This is a genomic window from Streptomyces sp. NPDC002698 (genome assembly GCF_042888945.1).
Taxonomy (GTDB): domain Bacteria; phylum Actinomycetota; class Actinomycetes; order Streptomycetales; family Streptomycetaceae; genus Streptomyces.
Genome location: NZ_JBIAQM010000016.1, coordinates 142,619 through 167,928, shown reverse-complemented (window position 1 = coordinate 167,928; position 25,310 = coordinate 142,619). Strand labels below are relative to the sequence as shown.

Sequence of the window (25,310 nt, the reverse complement as noted above, 5' to 3'; positions counted from 1 at the left end):
CCGCTCCGCCGATCGGGCGGCGCGCAACCCCGCACCGCCGCGGGCCGGGGCACAGACCGACGATTGTGCGCCGTGACCGGGGCCTTGCGGCAAGCCCCCCGGTGCGCTATAAGTTGAGAGAGGCAAGGAGAGGACTCTCCTTGCCTTTCGTGTTCTCAGGCCACGAGTGATTTTCAGGCCACGAGCAGGCGGAGCCCGAGTTCCGCCGCGTCGAGGGCGACGAGGTCGCGGTTGCGCTCGGCCCACCGGCCCGAGGACAGATCGTCGCGGAGCCGGGTCACCGCCCGCAGTTCGGCCTCCGGTCCGACCCTGGTCCACACCGACACCGCGCGGCGCACGGGTTCGTCCAGGTACGCCTCGGGCCGGCGCCAGTACGCCTCGAAGAAGCCGTCGGCGCAGTCCCACGGAATGAGCACCGGTTCCGCCCGGCCCCCGATCGCCCGGGTCAGGTCGGCCAGTGAAGGCCAGCCGGCGAGAAGGCCGGCGAACTCGGGCAGGTAGTCGCGGATGAGCCAGAACCGCTCACGCCAGGCGGGGTCACTGGCGTCGTACGTGACCACGACCACGCGCCGGGCCACGCGCCGCATCTCGCGCAGCCCGGCGATCGGGTCCCGCCAGTGATGAACGGTGCTGAAAGCCATCGCCGCGTCGAAGGACCCGTCCTCGAACGGAAGGCTCTCGGCATGCGCGGCCACGCAGGGCGCCGCGCCCGTGGGACGCTGTGCCCGCATGACGGCCGACGGCTCCACCGCGGTCACGTCGCGGTCCGGGGGCTCGTAGGAGCCGGTGCCCGCGCCGACGTTGAGGACCGTGCGGGCGTCCCCGAGCGCATCCCAGACGCGTGCGGCGATCCGTGGCTCGGTCCGCCGTGTCGCCGGGTAGGCGGACCCGATGGCGTCGTACAACTTCGCTCCGAACATGGTCAGTTGCTCCTCGGGTGTCGTCCTGATCCCCATGGCCCGTGCCTCCAGTTCCCTGTCTATCGACGTCACCATGGCCGCCGCGCGGTCGCGCTGCTCCAGCAGCAGGCCGCGCAGCCGGTGCAGGTGCGCGACCGCGTCGGTGGCCGGGTCGTCGACCAGACGCGCGATCTCCCGTAGTCCGAAACCCAGTCGCCGATAGGCGAGCACCCCTCGTAGCCGCTCCACGTCGCCGGCCGAGTAGGCCCGGTATCCGGCTCTGGTCCGCGCGGACGGCCGTACGAGGCCGATCTCGTCGTAGTGATGCAGCGTGCGGACGCTCACGCCGGCCAGCTCTGCCACGCGTCCCACGGTCAGGTGTTCCTCCACGCCACCGACCATGCGGCATGACGCCGCGTGAGGGTCAAGGCGCGCGCCACAGGTGAGGCCTTGTCAACACGGAAGGCAGCCTTGATAGTTGTCCCGTTCGATGGGCCGAGGGCCGATGACTTGGGGGGCGATGGTGCGGCGTACCGGGAGTGAGGCGGAGCTCGGTGAGAGACGCGGGAGTTACCCGATAGCGGGCGCCATGGGTGGCGTTCTCCAGATGTTCCGGCGCTTCGCCGTGCTCTTCTGTCTCTTCACGCTGGGATTCATGATCATCAAGAGGCCCCACGGCGCGCTCTTCAAGTGCCTGGTCTCGGTGGCCGTGATCCTCGGCCTGGTCGGGCTGCGGGCCGCGTGGGGCTGGGTGTCCGTGCGGGTCGGGGCGCGCCTGTGTCACATCCACACCGGCGGTCTCGCCGTCACCGGACTGTTCGGCCAGGTGAAGCACTCCATTCCGTGGGACACGATCACCGAACTGAGGCACATGTCGAACCTGTCGCCCCTGCTCACCTTTCACCGGTTCGAGCTGGAGCGGCGCGACGCCAGGACCGTGGCGATCCTTGTCCTGCAGGCGAAACCGGAGTTCGTGCCGGCCCTGCAGCGGGCGTCGGAGTCGGGAGGGCTGCGCCCGGAGCGATGAGCCCGTCGTCCGCGTGCCGGCGCCCGTTCCTCTTCCCGTCCTGAGGTCCGGTCGGATACGCGCGTCCGGTCGGATACGCGCGTCCGGTCGGATACGCGCGTCCGTCGGATACGCGCGTCCGTCGGATACGCGCGTCCGTCGGATACGCGCGTTCGTCAGATGCGCCGGGACCGGATCACGTCGGCGGCGCCGAACACGTCGTTCTTGCCCGCTATGAGGTCCTTGCACAGCTCGACGAGTTCCCCGTACGGGCTGTCGAGCCCTTCGCCGCTGGCGTGCATGTAGGCGATGGCCACGGCGCACGCGAAGCGGACGTTCAGCGAGGGAAGCGGCCGCAGCAGGAGCAGCGTGTGCAGCAGGGCCGCCGCGCGCCATGACGCGTCGGGGTCGATGCCCAGGCGAGGCGGATCCACGCGGTGCCGCGCCACCGCCGCGACCAGCGCGGAGAAGTCGCTGATGTGGGGCTGGTCGGGGAGGGCCGCTTCGTGCTGCCGCAGGAGCCAGCGCACGTCGATGTGTACGACGGGAGCCATGGGTTTCAGGCGGCCCTGCCTGTCGTGCGGGTCACCGGACCGTCGTCGATGCCCGCGGCGGCGATGGCATCGGCCAGCGCGGGATCGTGGAAGACGCTCTGGAAGACCGCCGCGCCCTCCTGGAGCGCCCGGTGGTGGGCGATCGCGCCGGCGGTGGACGCCCTCACGAAGGCTTTCATCGGCATGTTCTGCTCCTGGGCGATCGCCCGCAGGTCCGCGAGCTCCGCGTCGGAGAATTCCACGTTGAGTGCTGCCATGACGGCAGGGTACCGCTGAGGTACCCCGAGCTCAATCATCGCAGGTCAGAGTCTGTGTGTCCGGTACCTCCAGAGGTACCCGGCCGACCTCGGTCCCGGCCGGACCCGCTGGGGCGCGACCTGCCCGGCCGGGACCTGTCCGGGGGGCGGGTGGGCGCGGTGGAGGCGTGTCAGGAACGGGCCGGCAGCGTGGCACCGGGCGTCTCGTCGCCGACGAGGAAGAGCCTGAGACGGCACTCGTCCTCCGCCTCGACGCCCACCTGCCGTCCCCAGTGGGCGGAGAGGCGGTGCGCGATGTCGACCAGCCGTCGGCGGTCCTCCCGGGTGTACGCGGGGAACCGGGCCCATCCCTCGTCGGCGATCCTGTTGCCGAGCTCGGTGAACAGCAGGGCCCGGAAGCGTGCCTCTTCCTCGGCGGAGAGCGGTTCGGGCGCGTCCTTCGCGGGCCGCGTCCGTACGTTGTACAGATCTCGTGTCACCGCTTCGCCCGCCTTCGCTCCAGGTCCGTTCGCGCGAGCCTACCGGTGCTCGGCGACCGGCTTCGGGGGACCGGCCGCGCCGACGCGGGCCTCGTCGCCCCGGGGCCGGCCGGTCCCCGGTCCGACGGGGTGTCGGCGTCGTTCACCGGGCGGCCAGGGCACTTCGGGGCGGGAGTCGTGCCGGTGCCGGGCCGCGGGTCACTCTTCGCCGGTGGCGCGCGGATGCTCCATGCGGGAGAGCCAGGTGGCCAGCAGTGTCTCCAGCGACGCGGCCTCGGCCGGCGGAAGCAGATCCAGCAGGTGGCGTTCGTTGCGCATGTGGTCGGTGAACGCCTGGTCGATCAGTTCGCGTCCGGGCCCGGTGAGCGCGACGATCCGGCCGCGTTGGTCGTCGTCGGAACGGCGGCGGGTGACGAGCCCGGCCCGCTCCAGACGGTCGATCCGCTTCGTCATCGCACCGGTGGTGACCATGGTGTGGGCGGCGAGTTCGCCGGGAGCCCGTTCGTAGGGCTCACCGGCGCGGCGCAGTGCGCACAGGACGTCGAACTCGCCCTCGCTCAGGCCGTAGCGGCCGTACACGAGGCACAGTTCCTCGCTGAGCCGGTCGGCCAGGCGGTGCAATCGGCCGATCACTCCTTGCGGGCTCGTGTCGACGTCGGGGCGCTCGCGGCGCCACTCCGCCTGGATGCGGGCCACACGGTCCAGGGATTCGTCGTGCTCCATGACTCCATGGTAGCTTCCCGGGAAGCTATAGTAGCTTCCATGGAAGCTAATTTGCGCTGGGTGGCCCTGACCGGGGTCGCGCCGGTGGCCTGGGGCACCAACTACTTCGTGACCCACGAGTTCCTGCCGGCCGACCGGCCGCTCTACGGGGCCGCCCTGCGGGCACTGCCCGCGGGCCTTGTCCTGCTCGCCCTGTGCAGACAGCTGCCGCGCGGCGCGTGGTGGTGGCGGTCCGCGGTGCTCGGGCTGCTCAACATGAGCGTGTTCTTCGTTCTCGTCTACGCCGCTTCCCAGCTGCTTCCGACGAGCGTGGCCTCGACCGTGATGGCGGTGGCGCCGCTGACGATGATGCTCATCGCCTGGCCCCTGGTGTCCGAGCGGCCCCGTCCCGCCCATCTGGCCGGCGCCGCGATCGGACTCGGCGGGGTCTGCCTCATGCTGCTCTCCGGAGCGGGGACGGTGAGCGTCCCGGGAATCCTCGCCTCGGCCGCCGCGATGCTGGTGTCGTCCTTCGGGTACATCCTGGCCAAACGGTGGAACGCCGGTGCCGACGTGCTCGCCTCGACCGCCTGGCAGCTCACCGCCGGAGGTCTGTTCCTGCTTCCGGTCGCCGCGGCCGTGGAAGGCCGCCCGCCCGCGCTCTCCGGGCAGACGCTCCTCGCGTTCGGCTTCGTCACCCTGATCGCCACCGCGCTGGCCTTCGCCGCCTGGTTCACCGGGCTGCGGCATCTGCCCACCGGGACCGTCGGACTGATCGGACTGCTCAATCCCGTGACCGGCGTACTGCTCGGCACCGTGGTCGCGAAGGAGGTGCTGACCCTTCAGCAACTGGGCGGCCTGGTCCTGGTCCTGGCCGGAGTCGTCCTCGGCCGGCCCGGGCGCGCGGGCCGGCGCGACACCGGTCGGACAGTCCACCGCGGACATCCGGCGAGTGTCCGTAACGAGTGATCTTCGCGGGGCAGGCGTGTGCGGACGCTGGGGGCCGGGCCGCTATGGATGCTTCTGTACGGAGAACTCGTTGCCGTCGGGGTCGAGCAGCAGGACGCGGTCGCCGCGGTCCTCGCCGGTGGACGTACGCGTCGCGCCGAGCGAGACCAGGCGGTCCACCTCGGCCTCCCGGTCGGCGTCGGCGGGGAGTGCCAGCTCCAGATACAGCCTGTTCGTTCCCGTCTTCGGTGCCACCGGGGGACCGCCCCAGGTGATCTTCGTACCGCCGTTCGGCGACTGGATCGCGGTCTCCTGGTCCTGGTCCCAGACCAGCGGCCACCCCAGCGCCTTGCTCCAGAAGTAGCCGACCTCCTGCGTACCGTCGCAGGCGAGCGCTCCGATGACTCCGGTGTCGGCGAGGAACTTGTTGCCCGCCTCGATGACGCAGAACTCGTTGCCGTCCGGATCGGCGAGCACCACATGTCCCTCTTCCGGGAGCTGGCCCACGTCGATGTGCTCGCCGCCGAGTTCCAGGGCCCTGGCGACCGTCTCCCGTTGGTCCTCCGGGGAGGCGCTCGTCAGGTCGAAGTGTGCCCGGTTCCGGCCGGTCCTCGGTTCCTGGCTCGGCAGGAAACGGATGCGGAACCCGGCCGTGTCCCGGGGCAGGATCGCGACGTCGTCCTTCGGGCCGTCGGCCCGTTCCCAGCCCAGGACACCGGACCAGAACCGCGCCAGGTCCGACGGCCGGGTGGCATTGAAGCAGATCGCGAACAATTGACTGGTCATACCCTGTGCAGCTCCGATCCACTGACGGTCAATTCGATGCCGTGCCTTCCGCGCGCGTGCAGCCTAGGGAGGAATGCGCGGGAACCGCATCCGAGTTTTCGCCGTGCGGGAGCCCTGATCGCCTTCGCCAGGACGTACGCCCCCACCCCGGAGCCACCCGGTGCAACCCGGCCCCGTGCGCAGCCGATCCCGGCATGTCCTGGTCGGAGCGAGCCGGCCGGAGCGGTGTGACACCCCGGAGGGTTTCCTGCGGGTCGACCAGGCCGGGAGGCTCACTCCCGGCGGTGCAGCGTCGTAGGTCCGCCGCGGTTCACGCTCGGAGGCGGAGGGGGCGGTTCCCACATGAGGTTTGATCACTGGTCGGCTGATGCGGTGAGGCGGTGCAGTGAAGCTCGGGCGGGTGGGCCCCAACTGGGCTTGCCTCCGCGGCGGCCGTGTACGCCGGCGTCCCCGATGCGGAGGCAGCTCAGAGCTCGCAGCACCGCCCAGCCGCGGGCGCGGCGAAGGGTCGCGGGGTCCGGGCTCGGCCGGTAGGCCTCGTGGAAGCGGTCGACGGCGCCGTCCGGCAGCAGGATCCACGCGGCGGCGAGGTCGAAGGCCGGGTCGCCGGCGAAGAGGTCGCCGAAGTCGATCACGCCGGAGAAGGTGCCGTTCGTGGTCAGGATGTTGGCCGGATGCAGGTCGCCGTGGAGCCAGAGCCGCGGGTCGGTCCGGTCGGGCGCGGCGGCCGCGTCCTCCCAGACCGCGCGGACGGCGGCCGGGTCGTGAATCAGCCCCAGGTCGGTGGCCGAGGCGAGGGCCCTGGTGAGGTATTCGGCGGTGTCGGCGAGTCGGCCCCCGCGGTCTCGGCCCGTCGGTGCCCCGTCGGGGGCGGGTCGGTGAAGGGCGGTCAGGAAGGCGGCCAGGGTGTCGGCCGCCTCCGCGGGCCGTGTCGCGGGGGAGCGGTCGGCGGGCTCGCCCGGCACCCAGGTGGTGACGAGCCAGGGCCGAGGGAAGCGCTCACTGGGCTCAACGAGGCGTTGCGGGACGGGAATCCGCAGCGGAAGGTGCGGGGCGAGGTGCGGCACCCAGGTGTGCTCTTTGCGGAGCAGAGCGTCCGCGGACTGTGTGGCCCAGGGCAAGCGGACGGCTAGGTCGTCGCCGAGCCGCCACACCTGATTGTCCCAGCCGAGTGCTCCGAGCTTCAGGGGGAGATCCGCCAGGTCGGGGCACTGCTCGCGCAGCAGGTCCTGGATCAAGTCCCCTGTGATGTCCGACTCGGTGATGGTCATGGGGAACAACGGTAGTTGGGCCGTAGGCCGCGAGGGGTTCCGATCTGATCTTGTCGGACCGTGTCGGGGCCCACGGCGTCGACGGGACGGCACCTCGAACGTGACAGGCGGGGCTCTCCCGACGGCCGGTGTTCGCTGCCACTCAGCCCTGGCGGGTTCTCTCGACGATCCGGCCGATGACGGCAGCGGCCTGCTCCGGGTGCTGCTCCAGCCATGTGCCGAGGTGTGCTCGGACGACGTCCCGGACGCAGGCGTGCACGGCGCCGGTGTCCTGGACGCCAGGGTGTGCGGCGTCGCCGTCGCCGCCCAGACGGGTGCGCGTGGCCCCGAAGAACGCGGGGGTGTCCAACGTGACCGACACGACTGCCGTCAGGCCCTCGCCGATCAGGTCGAAGCTCAGCCGGGAATCGGTGGCCGTCAACAGCAGGTGCTTGCGGGCGTACTCGTTGACAGCGGCCGTCACCCCGTCGCGGAGGCCCGTTTCGTGTGTGCCGCCCTCGTAGGTGCGCAGGCTGTTGGCGAAACTCCGGACGGTCTCCTCGTGGGAGTCGTACCACCGCAGGGACACTTCCACCGTCCCCGCCATCCGGGAGTCCTCCTCCTCGAAGGCGATGACGTCCGGGTGCACACGTGCCCCTGTTTCCATGTCGAGGCCGGCGATCAGGTCCCGCGCCTGGTCCGGAGACCGGAACCGGATGGACCGGGCCTCGCCTCGGCTGCGTTCGTCTGTCAGCGACAGGCTCAAGCCCCTATTCAGGACGGCCACTTCCCTGAAGCGGTTCGCCAGGTCTGCGAACGAGGGTTGCGTGGTCTCGAAGATCTCGGCGTCGGGCCAGAAGGTGATGGTGGTCCCGCTTCCGGTCGTCGTTCCTACGGCTGTGGGCGGGGTGACCGCGACGCCGCGCACGTACTCCTGGACCCAGTGGCCCCCCTCGCGTCGCACCTCGACCGTCAGGCGGCTCGACAGGGCGTTGGCCACGGCTGGTTCGGTGTCCAGGGCGCTCATGGCCACGCTGTGACGGCCGCGGGGGCTGCGGGGTCCGGTCTGCAGGCGGGTCAGCAGGTCTTCGAGTCCGGGACCGCCGGTGTGACCGGCGGCTTCCACGGGGATGCCTGGCCCGTCGTCGGTCACCCGGACACCGCCGTCGGCCGTGAGGGTGACATCGATGCGCCCACCCCGGCCGGCCAGTGCCTCGTTGACCGCCCGCACAACGACGTCGAACACCACTTGACGCAGGCCGCGTTCGCCGGCCGAGCCGACGAACATTCCCGGCCGCTTCCGAATGACTTCCGGTCCTTCCGGCACCCGAAGGGCTGCGTCGGCCCCCGTGGTTTCGCGACTCATGTAGACCCCCTGTGATGGTGCCCGGCAGAGCTCGTCACAGTACGCGGAAATCCGTAAAGTACCAGGTGATAGGCCCTTTGGCGAGGCTTCAGGTCGGCGGGTGAGGACCTGCGCGCTGGTGGGTGGCCCCAGGGGTGCGGAGAGTCGTCGGATCGCGTCGGCGGTCCCGGCGAGGCCTCGGACGACACCGTTTCAGATGACGCCGAGGCCTCTATTTTCAGGACTCAGGACTCTGCCCACGTCCTCGGCTCACCGGGGCCAGTACTGGGCGAGGGCCCCTTCTCTGTACGGGGCGGGGCTGACGCTGAGTTCGCCGGCGAACGGGCGGTCCAGGACGAAGACCAGGAGCAGGCTGAAGCCGACGAGCCCGGCGACCGAGGCGACGAAGAGGATCTGGACCCTCAGTTTGCGCATGCCGTAGAGGAACGTGAGAGGGATGAGGACGAGTGCGCCGCCGAAGGCCAACACCTGCAGCAGCGGGGGGAGTTCCTGGCGTGCCATGGTGATGCGGGCGCGGCGCTGGGTGGCCACGTCGTCGAGATGGGTGACGGCCGCCTCGTAGAAGACCTGCTCGCTCCGGCTCTTCGGGTCGTACTCCTGGAGTGCCCGGAACGCGTCTCGGAGATGGGATTCCGTGGCCCCGTAGCTGGGGTCTCCCGCACGCATCCGGGGCCACTGGTCCTCGACGACCGCGTGGACGTAGCCGCTCAGTGAGGCGTCGAGACGTGCGCGTACCGGCTCCGGGAACGCGGCGGCGTCCCGGGTGATGAGCGCCGCGTCGGTGGCCTCGGAAGCGACGATGGTCTGGGTGTCCTCCAGTTGGGTCCAGAGGGTGACGATGACGAAGGCGAGGATGATCCCGTAGATGGCGCCGAACATGCCGAGGGTCACCCCGACCATCTCGTTGTGTTCACCGCGGGCCACCGAGGGATACCGGCGGCGCAGCAGGACACTGCCGCCGACAGCGAGGAGGACGGTTCCTCCGACGATGACGACGGCCAGGGTCGACGTGCTGAAGTGGTTGAGCAGCCAGAGCGAGAGATGTGCGGAGTCGAGGGGGGACACGACTGCCCAAACGCACGGTGTTCATGAGCCGCTACGGGTGGGGCCGGCAGTTCACACCACCGAGTGAGAGATCCCGGTGGCCCGGCGGGGCGAGGGGCCGGCCGCCGCCCTTACGCGGAGGGCAGTTGGTCGTACATCCGGAACGTGTAGGTCGCGTCGTAGGTCATCAGATTTCCGCTCGGCGCGGGCAGTCCCAGTCGCCGGTTGAGCGGCCTTGTCAGGGGCCCGCAGTGCTCGGCCGCGGGGGCGGTGAAGGTGTCGTCGTAGGCCGAGAACTCGATGACCGGTGGATCCTGTGACACCCACTTCGAGGGGCCCGACCGCTTCACCTGGAAATCGACCGGCGCGCTCGCTCCGATGGTGCATCCGTGCGGCAGCAGCGGACTCGACAGCCGGAAGCGCAGGCTGAGCCGCCCGGTGTAGAAGTCGGAGCGGCCACCGTACTCCGGCTTGATCGCCAGTCGAAGCTGCCGTGCGCGCTCACCCGCCGCGGTGCCGGTGAGCCCGCCGGGAACGGTGGTGGACGTGCTGTGCATCGCCCCCCATACCTGTCCCAGGGTGCCGTCGGGCATCCGCCCCTCGGCGTGCGTCATGATGATCGGCGCGAGAGTCACATCGACCTTCCCTATGGTCAACAGGGGTGCCGCTGTGTGGACTTCGCAGCGCCAGCGGGCCGGGTCGGACCCGGCCGGAAGGGCGGGGCAGTCGCTGAAGTCGCTTGAGTACTGCGGGGTGGAACTCGGTTCCGCGTGCGCGAGGCTCGGCGTGTACGCCCCCACGAGCCCTGTCAGGGCGGCGGCGCCGGCGAACGCGAGCGCGGCGCGGCGGGCGAGTGACGGGCGGCGGTCATCGGGAGTCGTGTTCAACATGACCACAGCGTGCGGGCCGTGACCGGGCAACGGCTATCCGTGACGTCCCCGCCTCGACCCTGAGCCGACCCTGATGATCCGTCAGGGGTGGTGTGGTGTCCTGTCTGCGGGGTTCCCGAGGGCGCCTGTAGGGGGCACGGCACCCTCAGCGGCAGGCCTGGCAGGCCTGGCACGATGGCACGGTGTCCTCTTCCACCGAACCTCCCGTCGCCGCACAACCGGACCTCGACGTGCTGCTGCCTGGCCTGGCCGGCAATCCCTCCGCACCGCCGGAGGTCCTGATCCGCCTGACTGCCGCGAGCATCGACCGGTCCGGTCTGGCCCGGCGCCGGGACCTGCCCCCGGAAGCCGCGGCGGTGCTCGCCACCGACCCTGACGCGGCGGTGCGATCGGATCTCGCCGCCCATCCGCATCTCCCGCCGGCGGTTCAGCTCGCTCTCGCCGGCGACGCCGACCCGGGGGTGCGGGGCCGACTGGCCGAAGGGGCGGAGTACTTCACGACAGTCGGTGTACACGGGCGCCTCCTCCCGGACCCGCTGGCGCGCGAGGTCTACGAGCTGCTGACGTGCGACCCGGAACCGAAAGTCCGTCGCGCGCTGGCCTTCAACTGCCGGCTGCCGGAGGATCTGCGGGTCAGGATGCTCGATGACCCGGACGCGCGGACGGCCGCGATCGCAGCCTCCGAATGGCCCTCGGCGCCGGTCGGCCGGATCCAGGAACTCCTGTCACGGGTGACCGGCCACTTCGGCCGGCAGATGCTTCTGCTTCGCCTGGACGGCCCGCTTCCCGTCGAGGCGGCATGCGCCCTGGTCGCCGAGATCGACTCCGCGGTGGACGGGACTTCGCGCAGCGAAGGTCTGCTGCGGCAGGTCGCCGAAGTCGCCGACCTGGACACCGGTCTGACCGACCGGTTCCTGGCGACTCCTGACCTGCGCGCGGGGGTCGCGGCCAACCCGACCCTGCCGCCCGAGCACCTCGCGGACCTGGCCCGCGATCCGGACAACCAGGTCCGCGCGGCTGTCGCCGCCCGGCGCGGCCTCGACCCGGTGCTGCGCGAGTCGATCCCGGTGGACTACGACGACCGGAGCAGCAGCGTCGTCGGCTGGCTGCTGACCGAGGACCTGTCCGCGGCGGATCGGATGGCGTTCGCCCGAAGCCGTCACCAGATATTCCGCAAGACCCTGGCGCTGCGCCCCGACCTGCCGGACGACGTCGTCGGGATCCTCGCCGACGACGAGAGCTTCGCGGTACGACTCTTCGTATGCGAACGACAGCCGAACGCCCCCGGCCGGCTGCTGGCGCGGATCGCCGAGAAGTGGACCAGCTACAGCCGGTGGGACATGCTCGGCCACAAGAACTTCCCCGCCGATGCCGCCACTCGTCTGGCCCGCTCCGATGATGCCCAGGACCGCGCGGTCGCCGCGGCACATCCCGGATTGCCGGCCGATACGATCGAGGCTCTGCTCACCGACGAGAACGACGCCGTACGGCGTCGGGCCGCGACCAACCCCGCTGTTCCGGCCCCCCGGCTGACCGAACTGCTCGGGGCCGCAGACCGGTTCGTCGCGGCTGGAGCCGCCGCGAACCGGTCGCTTCCGGTGACCGTGATGCATCGGATCCTCGACCGGGCAGGACTGTGACGACGCGGCGCCGTCGGTCGCACATCGGGCGGGCGTGCAGCGTTGTCAGACCCGTCTGACAGGATCCGGCGCATGGATCTTGCCGACGTGTTCGCGGACCTCGACCGGGTTGCCTGGCCGAAGGTGCACCATGCCTACGGCCCCGCCGATGACGTCCCCGGTCTGCTGCGCGCGCTGACCGGCGAGGACCAGGAGATCGTGGCGGAGGCCGAGCAGGAGCTGTGGAGCAGCATCGTGCACCAGGGTTCGGTGTACGAGGCCACAGTGGTGGCTGTTCCCTTTCTGGCGCGTCTCGCGGCTGCGGGCGTGCGTCGTGCGGAGTTGCTCGGCATGCTGGGTGCCATCGCGGAGAGTACGGACGAACGTGGTCCGGGCACGCCCGGCGCGGCGCGCGCGGCTGTCGTGGAGCAGTTGCCGCTGATGGTGCCTCTGCTGTCCGACGCCGTTCCCGCAGTTCGCCAGTGGGGGGCATGGGCGGTGGCCCGATGCGGGCAGGCGGCGGCCCCGGCCGCCTCCGAGGCGTTGCGTCGGCGCTGGGAGACCGAAGCCGATCCGGTGGTGCGGGCCGACGTGGTGAGCGCGTGCGTCCGGATCGACCCGGCCGCGGCGGAACACCTGTGCGCGGCCGCTCTGGACGCGTCGGAGTCTTCGCCGGTGCGCGTGGCGGGGCTCCTGGCCGCCGTGGACACGGGCCGTCCCTGGGACGGCGAACTGGCGGCGGTCGTGGCGGCGTTGGCGCCGCTGCGACCGCACACCGCGGGCAGCATCTCGGAACGGGCGCCGTTGTGGGCTCTGGCCGCCGGCCTGTACGAGCGCGGCAGCGTGGACGAGGCGATCGAGGTCGTCGTCGCGGCGCTGGAACGTGCGGTGGAGGCCACGCGCGCCGACGTGGATCCCCGGCCGGCTGTCGCCGAGGCGACCTGGGCGGCCGAGTCGCTCGCCCTGCGCTCCAGAAGCGCGCCGAGCCGGCTGCTGCCGGCGATGCTGCCCCTCTTGGACACCGCGGCCACCGCCGGAGACGTTCTCGAGGCGGTGAGCCAGTGGGGCGAGCCCGCTCCGCGCGCGGTTCCGGCACTGGTCGCCCTCGCCGAAGGGACGAGCGAGGTGGCCGACTTCGCCCTGGCGGTACTGGTGTCGCTGGGCGCGCCCGAGGCGTCGGATCTCCTCGCCCGTCATCTGGCACAGCGGCCACTCGCCCTGGAAGCCGCCTGGGCGCGCACGACCACGCGCCGTCCCCCGGCGCCGCTGCCGTGCACCACACCGTTGCTCGACGCGGTCCGCGTGCGCCTGGCCGCGGTGACGGCCGCGGGCATGAGAGGGGGCAGGCGCGGGTCGCTGCTGACGGACGGGCTCGCGGCCGTGAACGAGCCGGTCTACCTGACGGGACTGCTGGCCGGTTGGGGGCACTCCGCCCGCGCCGCGATACCCGAATTGCTGGACGCGCTGCCGCATCGCCCCTCCGCGGCCGGCGGGGCGCTCGCCGCCGTCGCCGACCCGCGGCTCGACCCCCACGTGATCACCGCACTGCGGTCCTCCGCAGCCGGAGGCCCCCGGCCGGGCCGTGTGGCGTCCGCGACCGCGCTCCACGCGCTGACGGGCGACGCCAGTGCCTTGGTCACCGTCCTCGGACCGGCGCTCGGCGAGCGGAGCGAACCGCGCGACCAGTGGGTCCGGGCGGCCGTCTCGCTCGGCGGACAGGCCCGCTCGCTGCTGCCCCAGCTCTCGGCCATGGTGGCCGAGCCGGCGGAGACCCGGACGAGCGCCGCCGCGGTCCGGGCGGGGCTGGCGGCGGCCGGAGCGGTGTGGGAACTGACCGGGGATCAGGAGAGCGTGCTTCCCATGGTCCTGGAGGGCCTGACCTGGGCCTCCGGTCCCTGGGCCCACCAGGCGGCCAACAGCGCGGCCGAGGTCGCCGCCCTCCTCGGCCCCGACGCGCGGTCCACCGTTCCCCACCTGCTGGCGATGCTGGACCGACCGGACACGGCAGCGGCGGCCGCGCGAGCGCTGGTGGCCGTACACCCGGGCACCGACCGGCCCGCCGGTGTCCCGCTCACCGACCTCGTCGATCGGGTCCTCACGGCAGTCGTGCCCGGCGGGCATCTGCGCTCGGCGCTGGCCGCGCTCCACGCCCTCGCCGCCATCGGCCCCGCGGCGTTCACCCCGGCCCAACTCGATCGTGTCCGGCTGCTCGCCGACGGGGATCGCCGCGTCGTGGGGTCGGGCAGCCATACCGAGATCATTCACGACGACATGGAACTCCGCGCTGTCGCTCGACGTGTGCTCGGGGGCGGTTCGGCATGATGTTCGGGTGAGCACCATCGTCGAGTTCTTCGCCGCTCCGGACGACGTGGCGGCGGCTCTGGTTCTTCAGACCGGGCCGCGACACCCGTTCGAGTCGCTTTCCTTCGGTAACTTCGATCCCGAAGAAGCCGCGGTCGAGTGGGAGTGCCTTCTTGCCGGTGGCAGCTTCGAGGATCTCGTCGAAGCAGGCGAGCCTCGTCTCGTCGCCGGCCAGGACGACGACGGGTGCGTCGTCTTCGCGTTCTCCCCTCGGCTGTTCGCGGCACTCGCCGGGGCCGAGCGGTCCGAGCTGGAAGACGCCGCTGTCTCGTGGGCCGCCCGGCGCGCGGCGGACGGCGAGGTCATCGACACGGACATCGCGTCCGTGATCCTGGGTGACCTGGCCGCTCTCGTAAGAAGCGCCCGGCTCCAGGGCCAAGCCGTCTACTGCCGGGTCGCGTAGCGGTTCACGATGTGCGGATGGTGCCCGCCGGTGCCGGCCGGGATAATCCGGGCGTGACCCTCACCGCGCGGCAGCTCACCCTGGCGACCCTGGACCGTCAACTCCTCCTGGAGCGCAGACGCCTCGACGTGGCGGAGGCGGTCCGCCAGGTCTGCGCCGTTCAGGCACAGGCACCCGCGTCGCCGTACGTGGCCCTGTGGAACCGCGTGGAGGGCTTCGTGCCCGAGGACCTCGACGCGGCGTTCACGGAGCGGAGGATCGTGAAGGCGACCCTCATGCGGGTCACCCTGCACGCCGTCCACGCCGACGACTACGCGCCGTACCACGCCGCCATGGCCCGGAGTCTGCGGGCGTCGCGCCTGTACGACCGCCGCTTCACCTCGACCGAACTGGCCGACGACGACGCCGACGCGCTGCTCCCGCGGCTCGCCGAGTTCCTGGCGCACCCTCACACCGGAGCCGACGTGGAGGGGGAGTTCACCGCCCACTTCGGCGAACACGCGCACCACTTGTGGTGGGCCTTGAGGACGTACGCGCCGATCCATCACGCGCCGACCGGCGGTCCGTGGTCCTTCAGGCTGCCGAACACCTACCTCGCCTCGCCCGTCGCCCCGGGGGCCGCGACACAGGACGCGGCGGCGGGAGCACGACGGCTCCTGCTCTCCTACCTCCGGGCGTTCGGACCGGCGTCGGCCCAGGACTTCGCGCGGTTCACCCTGCTGGGCCGCCCCGTGATCACCCAGGCGCTGAGTGAGCTCGGTGACCAGGTGGTGCGGGTTCCCGGACCGGCCCGCGCCACCCTGTACGACCTGCCGGGAGCCACCGTGCCCGCGGAGGACACCCCCGTGCCGCCGAGGCTGCTGCCGATGTGGGACAGCACGCTGCTCGCCCACGCCCTCCCCGGGCGGGTCATGCCCCAGGACCATCGGCCGCTCGTCGTCCGGCGCAACGGCGACATCCTGCCCACCCTGCTCGTCGACGGCCAGGTCGCCGGGGTGTGGCGCACGACGAACGCGGGCCTGGAACTCACCACGTTCCGCAAGCTCGACAAGGCGGCTTGGCGCGGACTGACCGAGGAGGCGGAGAAGCTGGCGGCGCTGCTCGCCGACCGGGACCCGGCCCCGTACCGCCGCTACAACCACTGGTGGGACAAGGGAATCCCGGCAGTCGAGACCAGGACGGTCAAGGGATGCTGAACCGGTCCCCCGAGGGAGAGCGGGCGTTGCTCAACCGGGGCCGAGGTGGGGGGCGTTGCTCAACCGGGTCCGAGATGGCGGGTGTTGCCCGACTGGTTCCGAGGCGGCGGGTGTCGCTCAACTTCTGCGGGCCGGCTGTGAGCGCGTGAGCCGGGCGCCAGTTGCCGACCACCGGTGTGCGGAGACATCGCGCTCCTCGTCATCCAGGTGAAGTCGACCGCGCTGGCGAACCCAAAATCCAGCTTCCTGACCGCGGACATGACGGTCTGGCGGGCGACCTGAGCACCGAGCGGACCGGTCTGCCTCCAGCCGCCGAGGCGTCCCATGGCCCTGGTCCCCGGTCAGGTCCCCGGCCGGGTCCCGGGCCCGGCTTCCCGTTCCCGACGTCGGCCTCCGGTCCCCAGCGCCCCGCCCCCGGCCGTAGGACGTCAGCCGGTGCCGGGCGGGCCTTGTGGGGAGATCAGACCGCTCTCGTAGGCGAGGACCACGGCCTGTACCCGGTCCCTCAGATCGAGCTTCGACAGGATGCGGCCCACGTGCGTCTTGACCGTGGTCGGGCTGAGGAACAGGCGGTCCGCGAGTTCGGCGTTGCTGAGGCCGGTCGCCAGCAGGCGGAGCACCTCCAGTTCGCGTGGGGTCAGCCCGGACAGATCACGGTGGAGACCGGTCTGCGGGGACTCCTGGCGGTGCGCGAAGCGCTCGATCAGCCGACGGGTGATCGTGGGGGCGAGCAGCGCGTCGCCGGAGCGTACGAGGCGCACGGCTGCCACGAGGTGCTCGGGGGTGACGTCCTTGAGCAGGAAGCCGCTCGCTCCGGCGGTGAGCGCCGCGTACACGTAGTGGTCGAGGTCGTACGTCGTGAGGATGATGACCCGGGTGTCCTCGGAGCCGTCGGGGCCACCGCCGAGAATGCGCCGGGTGGCCTCGATGCCGTCCATCCGCGGCATCCGGATGTCCATGAGGACGACGTCGGGCCGGGTACGTCTGACGGCGTCGACGGCTTCGGCGCCGTCCGCCGCCTCGGCCGTCACCTCGATGCCGTCGGCGGCGAGGATCATCCCGAAGCCGGTACGCACCAGGGCCTGGTCGTCCGCGATGACGGCGCGCAGAGCGGGCCCGTTCACACCGCCTCCCACGGGATCCGGGCCGTGACGCGGTATCCGCCGGTGAGCGTGGGCCCGGTGGTGAGCCTGCCGCCGTAGACCGCGAGCCGTTCGCGCAGCCCGATCAGCCCGCGGCCGTTGCCGTCCACCGGGATCGAGTCGCGGACGGCTCCCGTGTCGGTGACCGCTATCTCCAGCCAGGGGCCGGAGAAGCCGATCTCCACCGTCGCGCGGGCGCCCGCCGCGTGCTTGATGGTGTTGGTGAGCGCCTCCTGGACGACGCGGTACGCCGTGAGCTCCACCCCGGGCGGCAGCGGTCCGGGAGGCGGCGAGACGGTCAGGTCCACCGATGTCCCGGCGGCCCGCACCCTTTCGGTGAGGGCGTCGAGCTGTCCGAGGCCGGGCTGCGGTTCCAGGCCGTCGGCGGGGGTGTCGGCGCTCGCGTCCGGGCCCGCCAGCAGGCCCATCACATGGCGGAGTTCGGCCATGGCGGCGCGGCCCCCGGCCTCCACCGCCAGCAGTGCCTCCTTGGACCGCTCCGGGGCTGCGTCCATCACCTTGCGCGCCGCGCCCGCCTGAATGACCATCACGCTCACATTGTGGGTGACGACGTCGTGCAACTCGGCGGCTATCCGGGCCCGTTCCTCCTCGACGGCCCGGCGCATGGCCTTCTCCTGAGTCTGCTGAAGGTCCGTGAACCGCTTGCGGCTCGCTTCCAGCCGCAGGCGCCCGAACCGGACGAGGCTCGCCAGCACTCCGACCACCAGGAGTACTACGGCGGGACTGGACCAGCCGGGAAGCATGGGGTCCGCATCCCGGAACGCGACACCCGCCAGCACGGCGGCGACGATCAGCGCGACCATGGCCCGTGCTCGGTAGCGGCTGTGCGCGACAGCTCCGTAGGCGCCGATGCTGCAGGTCAGAACATTGATCCAGGAGACGCGATCCGCTATGGCCAGCGCCGCGGCGGTGACCACCCCGAACGCGAGCAGCGGATACCTGCGCCGGGCCGCGAGCGGCAGCGCCGAGAGCACCACCAGGACCCAGGGCGCGGGGGACTCCGACGGGTACACGGCCCCGGGGGGCGGGGCCGGAGGCGGTACCGGGTACGGGAACTCGGGCCGGTTCGCGGTCACGGCCCGGGAACTGATCCGTACCGGCCCGTCCCCGGGGTAGCGCGCCGCCACGACGAGCGCGACGACGGTCAGTACGACCGCCAGCACCACGTCCAGGCGTACCGCCCGCCGGGACAGCGTGGCGGGCTCACCCTCCGGCCGCATCGCCTCGCGGAGGTGCGCCCACCATGTCCCGGGCCGCAGCACGTCGCCGGCCCGCGCCCGCCGGTCGCCCGTCCGTTCCCGCACGTCGCCTGCCTGCTCCCACCGGTCACCGGTGCGCTCCCGCCGGTCGGTGACCCGTTCCCGCGCAGGGCCGGCCCGTTCTCGCTCTGTGCCTGACCACGACGCGTCGTGCGGCCGCCCGTGCGGGTCCTCCTTCTTCATCCGCACATTGTGCGGCCCGGCGGCACGGGTCCACGTCCACCTGCGTGACCGGCGCACCTGTCCGCCAGGAGTACTCCTCGAGGATGACCCCGCCGCCGGGTCCTCCGCGGGGAGGGCCGTATGTCGGTGCCCCGGCCGACGCGCCGCCGCCGCCTCCGCCCGTACGTTCACCGGACTTGCACAGGACATCGGCTCATCGACCATGAAGGACGGACACACCCATGAATCACGTGATCGAACTGGAGGGCGTCGCCAAGCGGTACGGCGGCGCCGACGCCCCGGCGCTCGGACCGGTCGATCTCGGCGTGGCCCAGGGCGAGGCCCTGGCCGTGACGGGGCCGTCCGGCAGCGGAAAGTCCACGCTGCTCCATCTCATCGCCGGTCTGGACCGGCCCAGCGAGGGCACCGTGACCGTGGCCGGGCAGCGCATCGACCGGCTGAGCGAGCACGCGCTGGCCCGGTTCCGCCGCGAACGGATCGGCATGGTCTTCCAGTTCTTCAACCTGCTCGACGACCTCACCGTCGCCGACAACATCCAGCTGCCCGCCCAGCTGACCGGGACCGCCCGGCGGGCGGCGGCGACCCGTGCCGGGGAGTTGATGGAGGTGCTGGGGATCCAGAAGCACGCCCGCGCCTACCCCGGGCGGTTGTCCGGCGGCGAACGCCAACGCGTCGCGGTGGCAAGGGCCTTGGTGAACAGGCCCGCGCTGCTGCTCGCCGACGAGCCGACCGGCGCGCTGGACACCGTGTCGGGGCAGGAGGTCCGCGAGCTGCTCGTGGATCTGCACCGCGGCGGGCAGACCGTCGTCCTGGTCACGCACGACCTGGAACTGGCCCGGGCCTGCGCCCAGCGCACGATCCATCTGGTCGACGGAAAGGTCGCCGTCGACACGCGCGCGGAGGCCGTCCGATGATCCGGTTCGGCGGAGGTGCCCTCGGCCGGGTCGTGCGCTCCGGGGTCGGCAGACGGCGTGTCCAGACGCTGGTGATCGCCGTGGCCACCATGATGGCCGTGGCCTCGGCCGTGGTCGCCGGGTCCCTCATGGTCGCCACGAACGCGCCCTTCGACCACGCCTTCGCGCGGCAGCACGGGGCGCACCTCATCGCGGAGCTCGACCCGCACCGGGCGAGCGCGACCCAACTGGCGGGCACCCGGGGCCTGGAGGGCGTCACGGCGAGCGCGGGACCGTTCCCGTCCACGACGATCAACCCGATCGGCCAGAGCGGCGGACACCTGCCCGCGCTGACGCTCGTCGGACGGTCCGGTCCCGGCAAGGACGTGGACGCACTCGACCTGAAGTCGGGCCGTTGGCCGCGCACGGCGGGTGAGATCGTGCTGTCCGCCTCGTTCCAGGGCCCGGATCTCGTGCTCGGCGCGACCCTGAAGAGTTCCGAGGAGGGGGACGCGCAGACGCTGACCGTCGTCGGCTTCGCGCTGTCCACGAGCGGGAGCGCCGACGTCTGGGCGACCCCCGCCCAGGTCAGGTCGCTCGCGACCGGGGACGGCGGCCTCGCGAACCAGATGCTCTACCGTTTCGACTCCGCGGCGACGAAGTCGCAGATCGCGGCCGACCGGAAGAAGCTCGCCGCCGCCCTTCCCTCCGGGGCGCTCGTCGGCACCCAGTCGTGGCTGGACACCAAACACGCCGCCGATCAGGGCGCGGCGGCCACGATCCCGTTCCTGTTCGCGTTCGGCGTGCTCGGCATCGTCATGTCGGTGATCATCGTCGGCAGTGTGATCAGCGGCGCCGTGGGCACGGGGCTGCGCAGGATCGGCATCCTCAAGGCCATCGGATTCACCCCGCGCGAGGTCGTACGGGCCTATGTGGCCCAGGCGTTGATCCCCGCGGCGGCCGGCATCGCGCTCGGGGTCGTCCTGGGGAATCTGCTGGCGGTGCCGCTGCTGGCGGACACCGAGTCCGTGTACGGCACCGTGTCGCTCTCGGTGGCCTGGTGGGTGGACGTCGTGGTGCCGGCCGGTGCGCTGCTCGTGGTGACGATCGCGGCGCTGGTGCCCGCGCTGCGGGCAGGCAGGCTGCGTACGGTCGAGGCCATCGCCGTCGGCAGGGCACCGCGCACCACACGCGGACAGTGGGCGCACCGGGCCGCAGGACGGCTCCCGCTGCCACGCCCGGTGACGTACGGCCTCGCGAGTCCCTTCGCGCACCCCGTGCGGGCGATCGCGATGGTGCTGGCGGTGACCTTCGGGACGGTCGCCGCGACGTTCGCGGTGGGGCTGACGCAGTCCCTCAACGCGGTGGCGAGCGCGCAGGACCCCGAGAACAGCGCCGATGTCACCGCCGTCAGCGGGGCAGCCGGCTCGGGCCCCGGCGCCGGCCGGGTGGAGAAGGGACCCGCGGCCGGTTCCGGACGTGCTCCGGCCGCTTCGGGGTCGAACCAGCAGCAGCCGTCGGCCGATCCGGACGCGGTGCGTGCCGCGATCGCGAAGCAGTCCGGCACCGCCTCGTACTACGGCATCGCGACGGGCGACGCCACGGTGTCCGGGATCTCCCGCACCGTCCGGGCCACTCTCTACCAGGGCGATTCCCGCCCCGGCAGCTACGAGATGATCGCAGGGCACTGGATCTCCGGACGGGGCCAGGTCGTGGTGCCCACCGGCTTCCTGGAGCGGACGGGAACCGGGATCGGCGACTCCGTGCGGGTGACGTTCCAGAAGGAGACGGTGAGCCTGCGCATCGTCGGCGAGGCCTTCGACACGTCGGACGACGGTATGCGGGTCCACGCGGATCTCGACAGCTTCGCCGAGGCGGAGCCGGAGGCCTTCCACATCGAGGTCAAGTCGGGGGTTTCCCCGGCCGATTACGCGCAGAAGCTCGGTGCGGTGCTCAAGCCGCTGGGCGGCGACGCCTTCGCCGAATCCGCCCCGGAGGGCGAGGGCATGATCGTCCTGCTGGAGGCGATGGCGGCGCTCCTCACCCTGATGCTGGTCTCCGTGGCGGGCCTCGGCGTCCTCAACTCCGTCGTCCTCGACACCCGCGAGCGCGTCCATGACCTGGGAGTGTGCAAGGCGCTCGGCATGTCCCCGCGGCAGACCGTGAGTCTCGTACTCGCCTCGGTGGCCGGGATCGGCGTGGCCGGCGGGCTGATCGGGGTTCCGGCCGGGTTCGCGCTGCACGGCTATGTCCTGCCGGTCATGGGAGAGGCCGCGGGCACCCGCCTTCCGCCCTCGGTCCTCGATGTGTACGACGGCTCGCAACTGGTGCTGCTGGGCCTGGCCGGGGTGCTCGTCGCCCTGTCCGGCGCGATGGTCCCCGCGGGATGGGCGGCCAAGGTGCGTACGGCCACGGCGCTGCGCACCGAGTGACCCGCCGCGCGGCGGTCGGCGTCACCGCGATGCCGTCACTCCAGGAGCGGACCTCCAGCCACGAGAAGTAGCCGTCCTGGGCCGGACACCAGGACCACCCCGGGACACTCCCCGGCCGTCGATCCCGGCGGCCGGGGACCCGCGGACCGATGCCGGGTCTGCCGTGCGCGGCCTCGGTGAGACCCCGTCAGCCGCAGGAGAGGAGGCCCGCCTTCTGCTTGGCGTCCAGGACGCGATGGACGCTCTGGCTCACCTGCGTGCGGAAGGTCGCGCTCTGCGCCATCCGGCTCTGCACCGCCTTGGTCATGGCCGGGATCAGATTCGGTTCGACGGTCAGGACCAGGTCACCGCCGGCCGAGAGGAACTTGACCGCGCGGTCTCCGGGGGCCACGGACTTCACCGCCACCGCGTTCCCGAGGTCGTCCGAGATGACCACGCCCTTGAACCCCATGTTCTTGCGGAGCATGGTCTGGATCACCGTCGAGGAGAACGCGGCCCGGTTGTTCGGGTCGATCTTGCTGTACGTCGCGGAGGAGATCATGACGAACGGCGCCCCGGCGTCGATGCCGGACTTGAAGGTGGTGACGCTCGGGCTCGTGCTCGTCGTCACGGTGTCCACGACGTTGGCCGTGGTGTCGGTGTTGCCACGGACGTAGCCGAGTCCGGGGAAGTGCTTGAGCGTGGCCAGCACACCGGACTGGGTGGAGCCCGCGAGGAACGCGTTGCTGTGCGGGGCCACCGTCGCGGCCGTGTGACCGAACTCGCGGTCGTACCGGCCGATCGGAGGGTTGGCCGTGCCGAGGCTCGCCGGTACGACATCCGCGACGGGCGCGAGGTTCAGGTTCACACCGGCCGTCTTGAGCTCCTTGGCCCACACGGCCGCCTCGCTCCGCAGTTTCGTCGTGGTCCAGGTTCCCTGGGTCAGAGCGCTCGGGATGGTCGAGAAGCCGGGGCCCCTCAGCACCTGCACCTGTCCGCCCTCCTGGTCGGTCGAGACCAGGAGGCCCACACGATGCCCGGCCACCGTGTCCGCCTTCGCCTGGAGGCCGTCGACGAGGGACTTGGTCGCCGTCGTCCCGGCGGTGCTGCGCCCGGCGAGGAACACCGAGCCGACGTGGTACTGACGCATGACATCTATGCGCTTGCTGTCAGGAGCGGACGGCGTGACCGATCCCATGAAGAGCTGGCCGACCCGCTGCGAAGCCGTCATCGCCGAATAGGTCCTGTCGGCGCAGGTGGACGCCGCGAGCTTCGAGGTTCCCGCGGACGGGTCGATCGTGGCGGCCCGCGAGACCTGTACCCCTCCCACACCCGCCGCCGCGAGAGACACCGCCAGCGCTGAGGCGAGCAGGACACGTCGGCTGACGGCGGAGCGATGGGTGGGCGACTGGTGTGATGCCATGAAGATACTCCGAGGGTGCCTGCTGCGGGCCCGCTTGTATCTTGAGCGGGAAGTCAGTTGCCGTGTCCAGCGTACCTCCGAGCCCTTGGGCCGGGTCCGAGCGTGTGACGCTGCCTTTCCGAGGTCTCGGCGCCTGCTCGCGCGCCTACGCGAAGCCCGCTCCGTCCTCGTCCGGACCGCCACCGTGCGGCATGGCCCAGGGGCGCCTGCGTGTGCACGCGTCGACGCACAGCGGCCGCACGGGCTCGGGTACGGGCGGCAGCACCGGCACCTCTCCGTCCGAGATCACGGCGGTGAGCCGCTCGAAGGCCGTCTCAGGAGCGAGCGCCGATACCCGGGGCGTCGCCGAAGACGGCGAGGTACTCCTCATAAGCGTAGTAGGGGCGGCGAGGGACTTCCACCGATCCCCGGAAGGCCTCCAGCTCCGCGGCGCCGAGACCTTCCGGCAGGCCCTGGAACCGCACCCGGGCCAGGGCCCGCCCGGCGTCCGCCTTCGCGTCGACGCACCGGCAGTCCGTCGCCCGGCCCCCGACCGGACCGGAAACGTGCGCGAATGTCCGGCGAGACCTGTCCCGTAGCCCAACGCGCGCAGCCAGACCCCGAGTTCGGCGGCAGACCGGGTACGGGACCGGACCGAGGGAGCCCCGGCTCCTAGGATGCCGGGCATGGAACGCTTCGCAGATCTTCTGCACTCCTTCTGGGACACCGGCATCGACCACGGGGTGCAGCCGCCCCTGACCGACCTGGCCGTGAGCGAGGCGGAACAGTCGTTGGACGTCCACCTCCCCGGGGCGCTGCTGGACCTGCTCCGCATTCAGAACGGCGGCCAGATCGCCGACAGCCGGAACGCCTTTCCCACGACTCGGCCGACATCATGGAGTGCCGACCACGTCCCCTTCGACAGCGTGATGGGCCTCGGCCGTCGCGAGGGGACGCTGTCGTTGCTCGACAGCCCGTACCTGGTCGCCGAATGGGGCCTGCCCACAGGCGTGGTGGTGGTCTCGGGTGACGGGCACTACTGGATCGGGCTCGATTACCGGACGTGTGGCCGGTACGGGGAACCGTCCGTCGCCTGGTTCGACGCGGACGACGCGTCGGAGCTGGCTCTCGCCCCGGACTTCCGGTCCTTCCTCGAAGGTCTCACCTCCGCCGACGAGTTCGAGAGCGGTCAGGTGTAGGCGTCGAGGACGAGGAAGCCGTCGGCGCGGGCCACCCGTCGGTGTCGAGGAGAGGGCGCGCGGGCGGGGGTCCGGGGTGTCCTTCTTTCCTGGGCAGTGGGGCGGTCGTACGCCGAAGGGCGGCGGCCGTGAACCGCACGGCCGCACCTGGGGCCAGATGCCGCTGTCGGCCGGCGTGACGGCATCCGGATGAGCCCGGACAGGTGATGGGGCGGTACCTGGCGGCGCCGGCCGTCGTTGCCGGTACATGAAAAACATCATGATGCTGGCCGTGCTGCCCGTTGCCGCCCTGGCGCTGGCCGCTCCCGTCGCGCACGCCGACAACGACTCGAACTTCGGCAGCGGTGTGAACGCCGCGAACAACTGGAACTTCAGTGCCGCTTCCGTGTGCCTCCAGGAACTCGCGGTGGTGCCGGTGGGCGGGGCATCGGTGGGTGACACCCTCAACCACTGCGCGAACGGCAACGTGCTGAACCACGTGTGACCGTCCGTGGCACTCTGAACCCACGAGCCCGTCGGCCGACTTCGGCGTAGGCGTGCGTGCCAGGGGTGCTTCAGGCCGCGAGCCGTTCGGGATGAACAGTGGCCCCCGTGCCCTGCGGACGCCTACGCCGTCGCCGGGGGTCTTGCCCTGCTGGTGCGGGAGGTGCGCAGCCGGGCGGACCACCGGCTCGGTTGCCTGACCGTGGAAGTCTCCGAAGATCTCCACCGTGTGGCTGACCAGTTTGACCGTATATCGGCCGGTACGTCGGGCCAGGCGCCCGGCGTACTCGGCTGCCGCGGCCTCGATGGCGTCCTCGGCGGCGCCGCTCCTGGCGGAGGCCATCGGCGCACCGGCGAAGTACTCGCGCCACCAGGGGGCGCCGCACACCTCGTCGAAGCGTTGACGGTGGGTTCCGGGTCACCGTCGGCGGCAGCCTGGAACCGGGGCTGACACGTTCTGTGATCCGCGCGACAGCGCTCCGGGACCCGGACCGTCGCCGCCGCGGTGAAGGTCCGGAACCGGCTCGTGCGGGTGCTGGTGTGGCCGGATGCACATT

Annotated in this window: 23 protein-coding genes and 1 pseudogene; 10 read left to right on the top strand and 14 right to left on the bottom strand. The window is 71.7% G+C overall.

What is annotated here, in order from left to right; translation table 11 throughout:
* Positions 1–173: 173 nt before the first annotated feature.
* Positions 174–1,301 carry a MerR family transcriptional regulator gene (locus ACFYW9_RS23320; protein WP_389153527.1) on the bottom strand — a complete coding sequence of 376 codons (1,128 nt, stop codon included), beginning with the start codon at positions 1,299–1,301 and terminating at the stop codon, positions 174–176.
* A gap of 187 nt (positions 1,302–1,488) precedes the next feature.
* On the opposite strand from ACFYW9_RS23320, the gene ACFYW9_RS23315 reads away from it, so the two are divergent.
* Complete coding sequence (locus ACFYW9_RS23315) at positions 1,489–1,926, top strand: hypothetical protein (protein ID WP_389153524.1); 438 nt, start codon at positions 1,489–1,491, stop codon at positions 1,924–1,926.
* Positions 1,927–2,081: 155 nt separating this feature from the next.
* Here the strand turns inward: ACFYW9_RS23315 and ACFYW9_RS23310 are convergent, their stop codons facing one another.
* The 4 genes from ACFYW9_RS23310 to ACFYW9_RS23295 form a co-directional block, all read right to left on the bottom strand.
* Complete coding sequence (locus ACFYW9_RS23310) at positions 2,082–2,459, bottom strand: toxin Doc (protein WP_328673890.1); 378 nt, start codon at positions 2,457–2,459, stop codon at positions 2,082–2,084.
* A gap of 5 nt (positions 2,460–2,464) precedes the next feature.
* Positions 2,465–2,716, bottom strand: coding sequence for a hypothetical protein (locus ACFYW9_RS23305; RefSeq protein ID WP_351870217.1), 252 nt, complete (start codon positions 2,714–2,716; stop codon positions 2,465–2,467).
* A gap of 170 nt (positions 2,717–2,886) precedes the next feature.
* Positions 2,887–3,195, bottom strand: a complete 309-nt coding sequence (locus tag ACFYW9_RS23300; RefSeq protein WP_389153519.1) for a hypothetical protein — start codon at positions 3,193–3,195, stop codon at positions 2,887–2,889.
* Positions 3,196–3,393: 198 nt separating this feature from the next.
* On the bottom strand, positions 3,394–3,918 hold the full coding sequence (locus ACFYW9_RS23295; RefSeq protein WP_389153516.1) for a MarR family winged helix-turn-helix transcriptional regulator: 525 nt from the start codon (positions 3,916–3,918) through the stop codon (positions 3,394–3,396).
* Between the two features lie 39 nt (positions 3,919–3,957).
* Between ACFYW9_RS23295 and ACFYW9_RS23290 the strand changes: the two genes are divergently transcribed.
* Positions 3,958–4,866, top strand: coding sequence for an EamA family transporter (locus ACFYW9_RS23290; RefSeq protein WP_389153513.1), 909 nt, complete (start codon positions 3,958–3,960; stop codon positions 4,864–4,866).
* Between the two features lie 42 nt (positions 4,867–4,908).
* Here ACFYW9_RS23290 and ACFYW9_RS23285 read toward each other — a convergent pair whose 3' ends face one another.
* The 5 genes from ACFYW9_RS23285 to ACFYW9_RS23265 form a co-directional block, all read right to left on the bottom strand.
* Positions 4,909–5,631, bottom strand: a complete 723-nt coding sequence (locus ACFYW9_RS23285; protein WP_389153510.1) for a VOC family protein — start codon at positions 5,629–5,631, stop codon at positions 4,909–4,911.
* A 353-nt stretch (positions 5,632–5,984) separates the two neighbouring features.
* Positions 5,985–6,902: an aminoglycoside phosphotransferase family protein gene (locus tag ACFYW9_RS23280; RefSeq protein WP_389153507.1), complete on the bottom strand. Its 918-nt coding sequence runs from the start codon at positions 6,900–6,902 to the stop codon at positions 5,985–5,987.
* 142 nt (positions 6,903–7,044) lie between these two features.
* Positions 7,045–8,247, bottom strand: a complete 1,203-nt coding sequence (locus ACFYW9_RS23275) for an ATP-binding protein (RefSeq protein WP_389153504.1) — start codon at positions 8,245–8,247, stop codon at positions 7,045–7,047.
* Positions 8,248–8,496: 249 nt separating this feature from the next.
* Complete coding sequence (locus tag ACFYW9_RS23270) at positions 8,497–9,312, bottom strand: DUF4239 domain-containing protein (protein WP_389153501.1); 816 nt, start codon at positions 9,310–9,312, stop codon at positions 8,497–8,499.
* A gap of 110 nt (positions 9,313–9,422) precedes the next feature.
* A complete protein-coding gene (locus tag ACFYW9_RS23265; RefSeq protein ID WP_389153498.1) occupies positions 9,423–10,181 on the bottom strand; it encodes a hypothetical protein in 759 nt (252 codons plus the stop codon).
* A 182-nt stretch (positions 10,182–10,363) separates the two neighbouring features.
* Between ACFYW9_RS23265 and ACFYW9_RS23260 the strand changes: the two genes are divergently transcribed.
* From ACFYW9_RS23260 to ACFYW9_RS23245, 4 genes are all read left to right on the top strand, one after another.
* On the top strand, positions 10,364–11,821 hold the full coding sequence (locus ACFYW9_RS23260) for a hypothetical protein (protein ID WP_389153495.1): 1,458 nt from the start codon (positions 10,364–10,366) through the stop codon (positions 11,819–11,821).
* 72 nt (positions 11,822–11,893) lie between these two features.
* Positions 11,894–14,122, top strand: a complete 2,229-nt coding sequence (locus ACFYW9_RS23255) for a hypothetical protein (RefSeq protein WP_389153492.1) — start codon at positions 11,894–11,896, stop codon at positions 14,120–14,122.
* A 7-nt stretch (positions 14,123–14,129) separates the two neighbouring features.
* A complete protein-coding gene (locus ACFYW9_RS23250) occupies positions 14,130–14,564 on the top strand; it encodes a hypothetical protein (RefSeq protein WP_389153489.1) in 435 nt (144 codons plus the stop codon).
* Positions 14,565–14,617: 53 nt separating this feature from the next.
* Positions 14,618–15,760, top strand: a complete 1,143-nt coding sequence (locus ACFYW9_RS23245) for a winged helix DNA-binding domain-containing protein (RefSeq protein ID WP_389153486.1) — start codon at positions 14,618–14,620, stop codon at positions 15,758–15,760.
* Positions 15,761–16,188: 428 nt separating this feature from the next.
* Here the strand turns inward: ACFYW9_RS23245 and ACFYW9_RS23240 are convergent, their stop codons facing one another.
* Together ACFYW9_RS23240 and ACFYW9_RS23235 are read right to left on the bottom strand one after the other, a co-directional pair.
* Positions 16,189–16,884: a response regulator transcription factor gene (locus ACFYW9_RS23240; RefSeq protein ID WP_326783388.1), complete on the bottom strand. Its 696-nt coding sequence runs from the start codon at positions 16,882–16,884 to the stop codon at positions 16,189–16,191.
* On the bottom strand, positions 16,881–18,365 hold the full coding sequence (locus tag ACFYW9_RS23235; RefSeq protein ID WP_389153482.1) for a sensor histidine kinase: 1,485 nt from the start codon (positions 18,363–18,365) through the stop codon (positions 16,881–16,883). The genes ACFYW9_RS23240 and ACFYW9_RS23235 overlap by 4 nt, the downstream gene beginning before the upstream one ends.
* A gap of 221 nt (positions 18,366–18,586) precedes the next feature.
* On the opposite strand from ACFYW9_RS23235, the gene ACFYW9_RS23230 reads away from it, so the two are divergent.
* Entirely contained in the window at positions 18,587–19,279 is a 693-nt protein-coding gene (locus tag ACFYW9_RS23230) for an ABC transporter ATP-binding protein (protein WP_389153479.1), read from the top strand.
* A complete protein-coding gene (locus ACFYW9_RS23225; RefSeq protein WP_389153476.1) occupies positions 19,276–21,690 on the top strand; it encodes an ABC transporter permease in 2,415 nt (804 codons plus the stop codon). Before ACFYW9_RS23230 ends, ACFYW9_RS23225 begins: the two co-directional genes overlap by 4 nt.
* Positions 21,691–21,877: 187 nt before the next feature.
* Here ACFYW9_RS23225 and ACFYW9_RS23220 read toward each other — a convergent pair whose 3' ends face one another.
* Together ACFYW9_RS23220 and ACFYW9_RS23215 are read right to left on the bottom strand one after the other, a co-directional pair.
* Positions 21,878–23,092 carry a glycoside hydrolase family 3 N-terminal domain-containing protein gene (locus ACFYW9_RS23220; protein ID WP_389153473.1) on the bottom strand — a complete coding sequence of 405 codons (1,215 nt, stop codon included), beginning with the start codon at positions 23,090–23,092 and terminating at the stop codon, positions 21,878–21,880.
* Positions 23,093–23,279: 187 nt separating this feature from the next.
* Positions 23,280–23,586: pseudogene (locus ACFYW9_RS23215) on the bottom strand (hypothetical protein); the annotation flags it as partial.
* A 171-nt stretch (positions 23,587–23,757) separates the two neighbouring features.
* Between ACFYW9_RS23215 and ACFYW9_RS23210 the strand changes: the two are divergent.
* Both ACFYW9_RS23210 and ACFYW9_RS23205 read left to right on the top strand, forming a co-directional pair.
* Positions 23,758–24,270 (top strand): SMI1/KNR4 family protein, encoded by a 513-nt coding sequence (locus ACFYW9_RS23210; RefSeq protein ID WP_389153470.1) that lies wholly within the window; start codon positions 23,758–23,760, stop codon positions 24,268–24,270.
* Between the two features lie 247 nt (positions 24,271–24,517).
* On the top strand, positions 24,518–24,754 hold the full coding sequence (locus tag ACFYW9_RS23205; RefSeq protein WP_389153467.1) for a hypothetical protein: 237 nt from the start codon (positions 24,518–24,520) through the stop codon (positions 24,752–24,754).
* Positions 24,755–25,310 lie beyond the last annotated feature (556 nt).

Excerpts from the sequence above, each read along its gene's own strand:
- ACFYW9_RS23310 (WP_328673890.1), bottom strand. The coding sequence starts at position 2,459 with ATGGCTCCCGTCGTACACATCGACGTGCGCTGGCTCCTGCGGCAGCAC.
- ACFYW9_RS23255 (WP_389153492.1), top strand. The coding sequence starts at position 11,894 with ATGGATCTTGCCGACGTGTTCGCGGACCTCGACCGGGTTGCCTGGCCG.
- ACFYW9_RS23290 (WP_389153513.1), top strand. The coding sequence starts at position 3,958 with ATGGAAGCTAATTTGCGCTGGGTGGCCCTGACCGGGGTCGCGCCGGTG.
- ACFYW9_RS23305 (WP_351870217.1), bottom strand. The coding sequence starts at position 2,716 with ATGGCAGCACTCAACGTGGAATTCTCCGACGCGGAGCTCGCGGACCTG.
- ACFYW9_RS23315 (WP_389153524.1), top strand. The coding sequence starts at position 1,489 with ATGGGTGGCGTTCTCCAGATGTTCCGGCGCTTCGCCGTGCTCTTCTGT.
- ACFYW9_RS23280 (WP_389153507.1), bottom strand. The coding sequence starts at position 6,902 with ATGACCATCACCGAGTCGGACATCACAGGGGACTTGATCCAGGACCTG.
- ACFYW9_RS23205 (WP_389153467.1), top strand. The coding sequence starts at position 24,518 with ATGAAAAACATCATGATGCTGGCCGTGCTGCCCGTTGCCGCCCTGGCG.
- ACFYW9_RS23275 (WP_389153504.1), bottom strand. The coding sequence starts at position 8,247 with ATGAGTCGCGAAACCACGGGGGCCGACGCAGCCCTTCGGGTGCCGGAA.
- ACFYW9_RS23225 (WP_389153476.1), top strand. The coding sequence starts at position 19,276 with ATGATCCGGTTCGGCGGAGGTGCCCTCGGCCGGGTCGTGCGCTCCGGG.
- ACFYW9_RS23285 (WP_389153510.1), bottom strand. The coding sequence starts at position 5,631 with ATGACCAGTCAATTGTTCGCGATCTGCTTCAATGCCACCCGGCCGTCG.
- ACFYW9_RS23230 (WP_389153479.1), top strand. The coding sequence starts at position 18,587 with ATGAATCACGTGATCGAACTGGAGGGCGTCGCCAAGCGGTACGGCGGC.
- ACFYW9_RS23210 (WP_389153470.1), top strand. The coding sequence starts at position 23,758 with ATGGAACGCTTCGCAGATCTTCTGCACTCCTTCTGGGACACCGGCATC.
- ACFYW9_RS23235 (WP_389153482.1), bottom strand. The coding sequence starts at position 18,365 with ATGAAGAAGGAGGACCCGCACGGGCGGCCGCACGACGCGTCGTGGTCA.
- ACFYW9_RS23265 (WP_389153498.1), bottom strand. The coding sequence starts at position 10,181 with ATGTTGAACACGACTCCCGATGACCGCCGCCCGTCACTCGCCCGCCGC.
- ACFYW9_RS23220 (WP_389153473.1), bottom strand. The coding sequence starts at position 23,092 with ATGGCATCACACCAGTCGCCCACCCATCGCTCCGCCGTCAGCCGACGT.
- ACFYW9_RS23320 (WP_389153527.1), bottom strand. The coding sequence starts at position 1,301 with ATGGTCGGTGGCGTGGAGGAACACCTGACCGTGGGACGCGTGGCAGAG.
- ACFYW9_RS23295 (WP_389153516.1), bottom strand. The coding sequence starts at position 3,918 with ATGGAGCACGACGAATCCCTGGACCGTGTGGCCCGCATCCAGGCGGAG.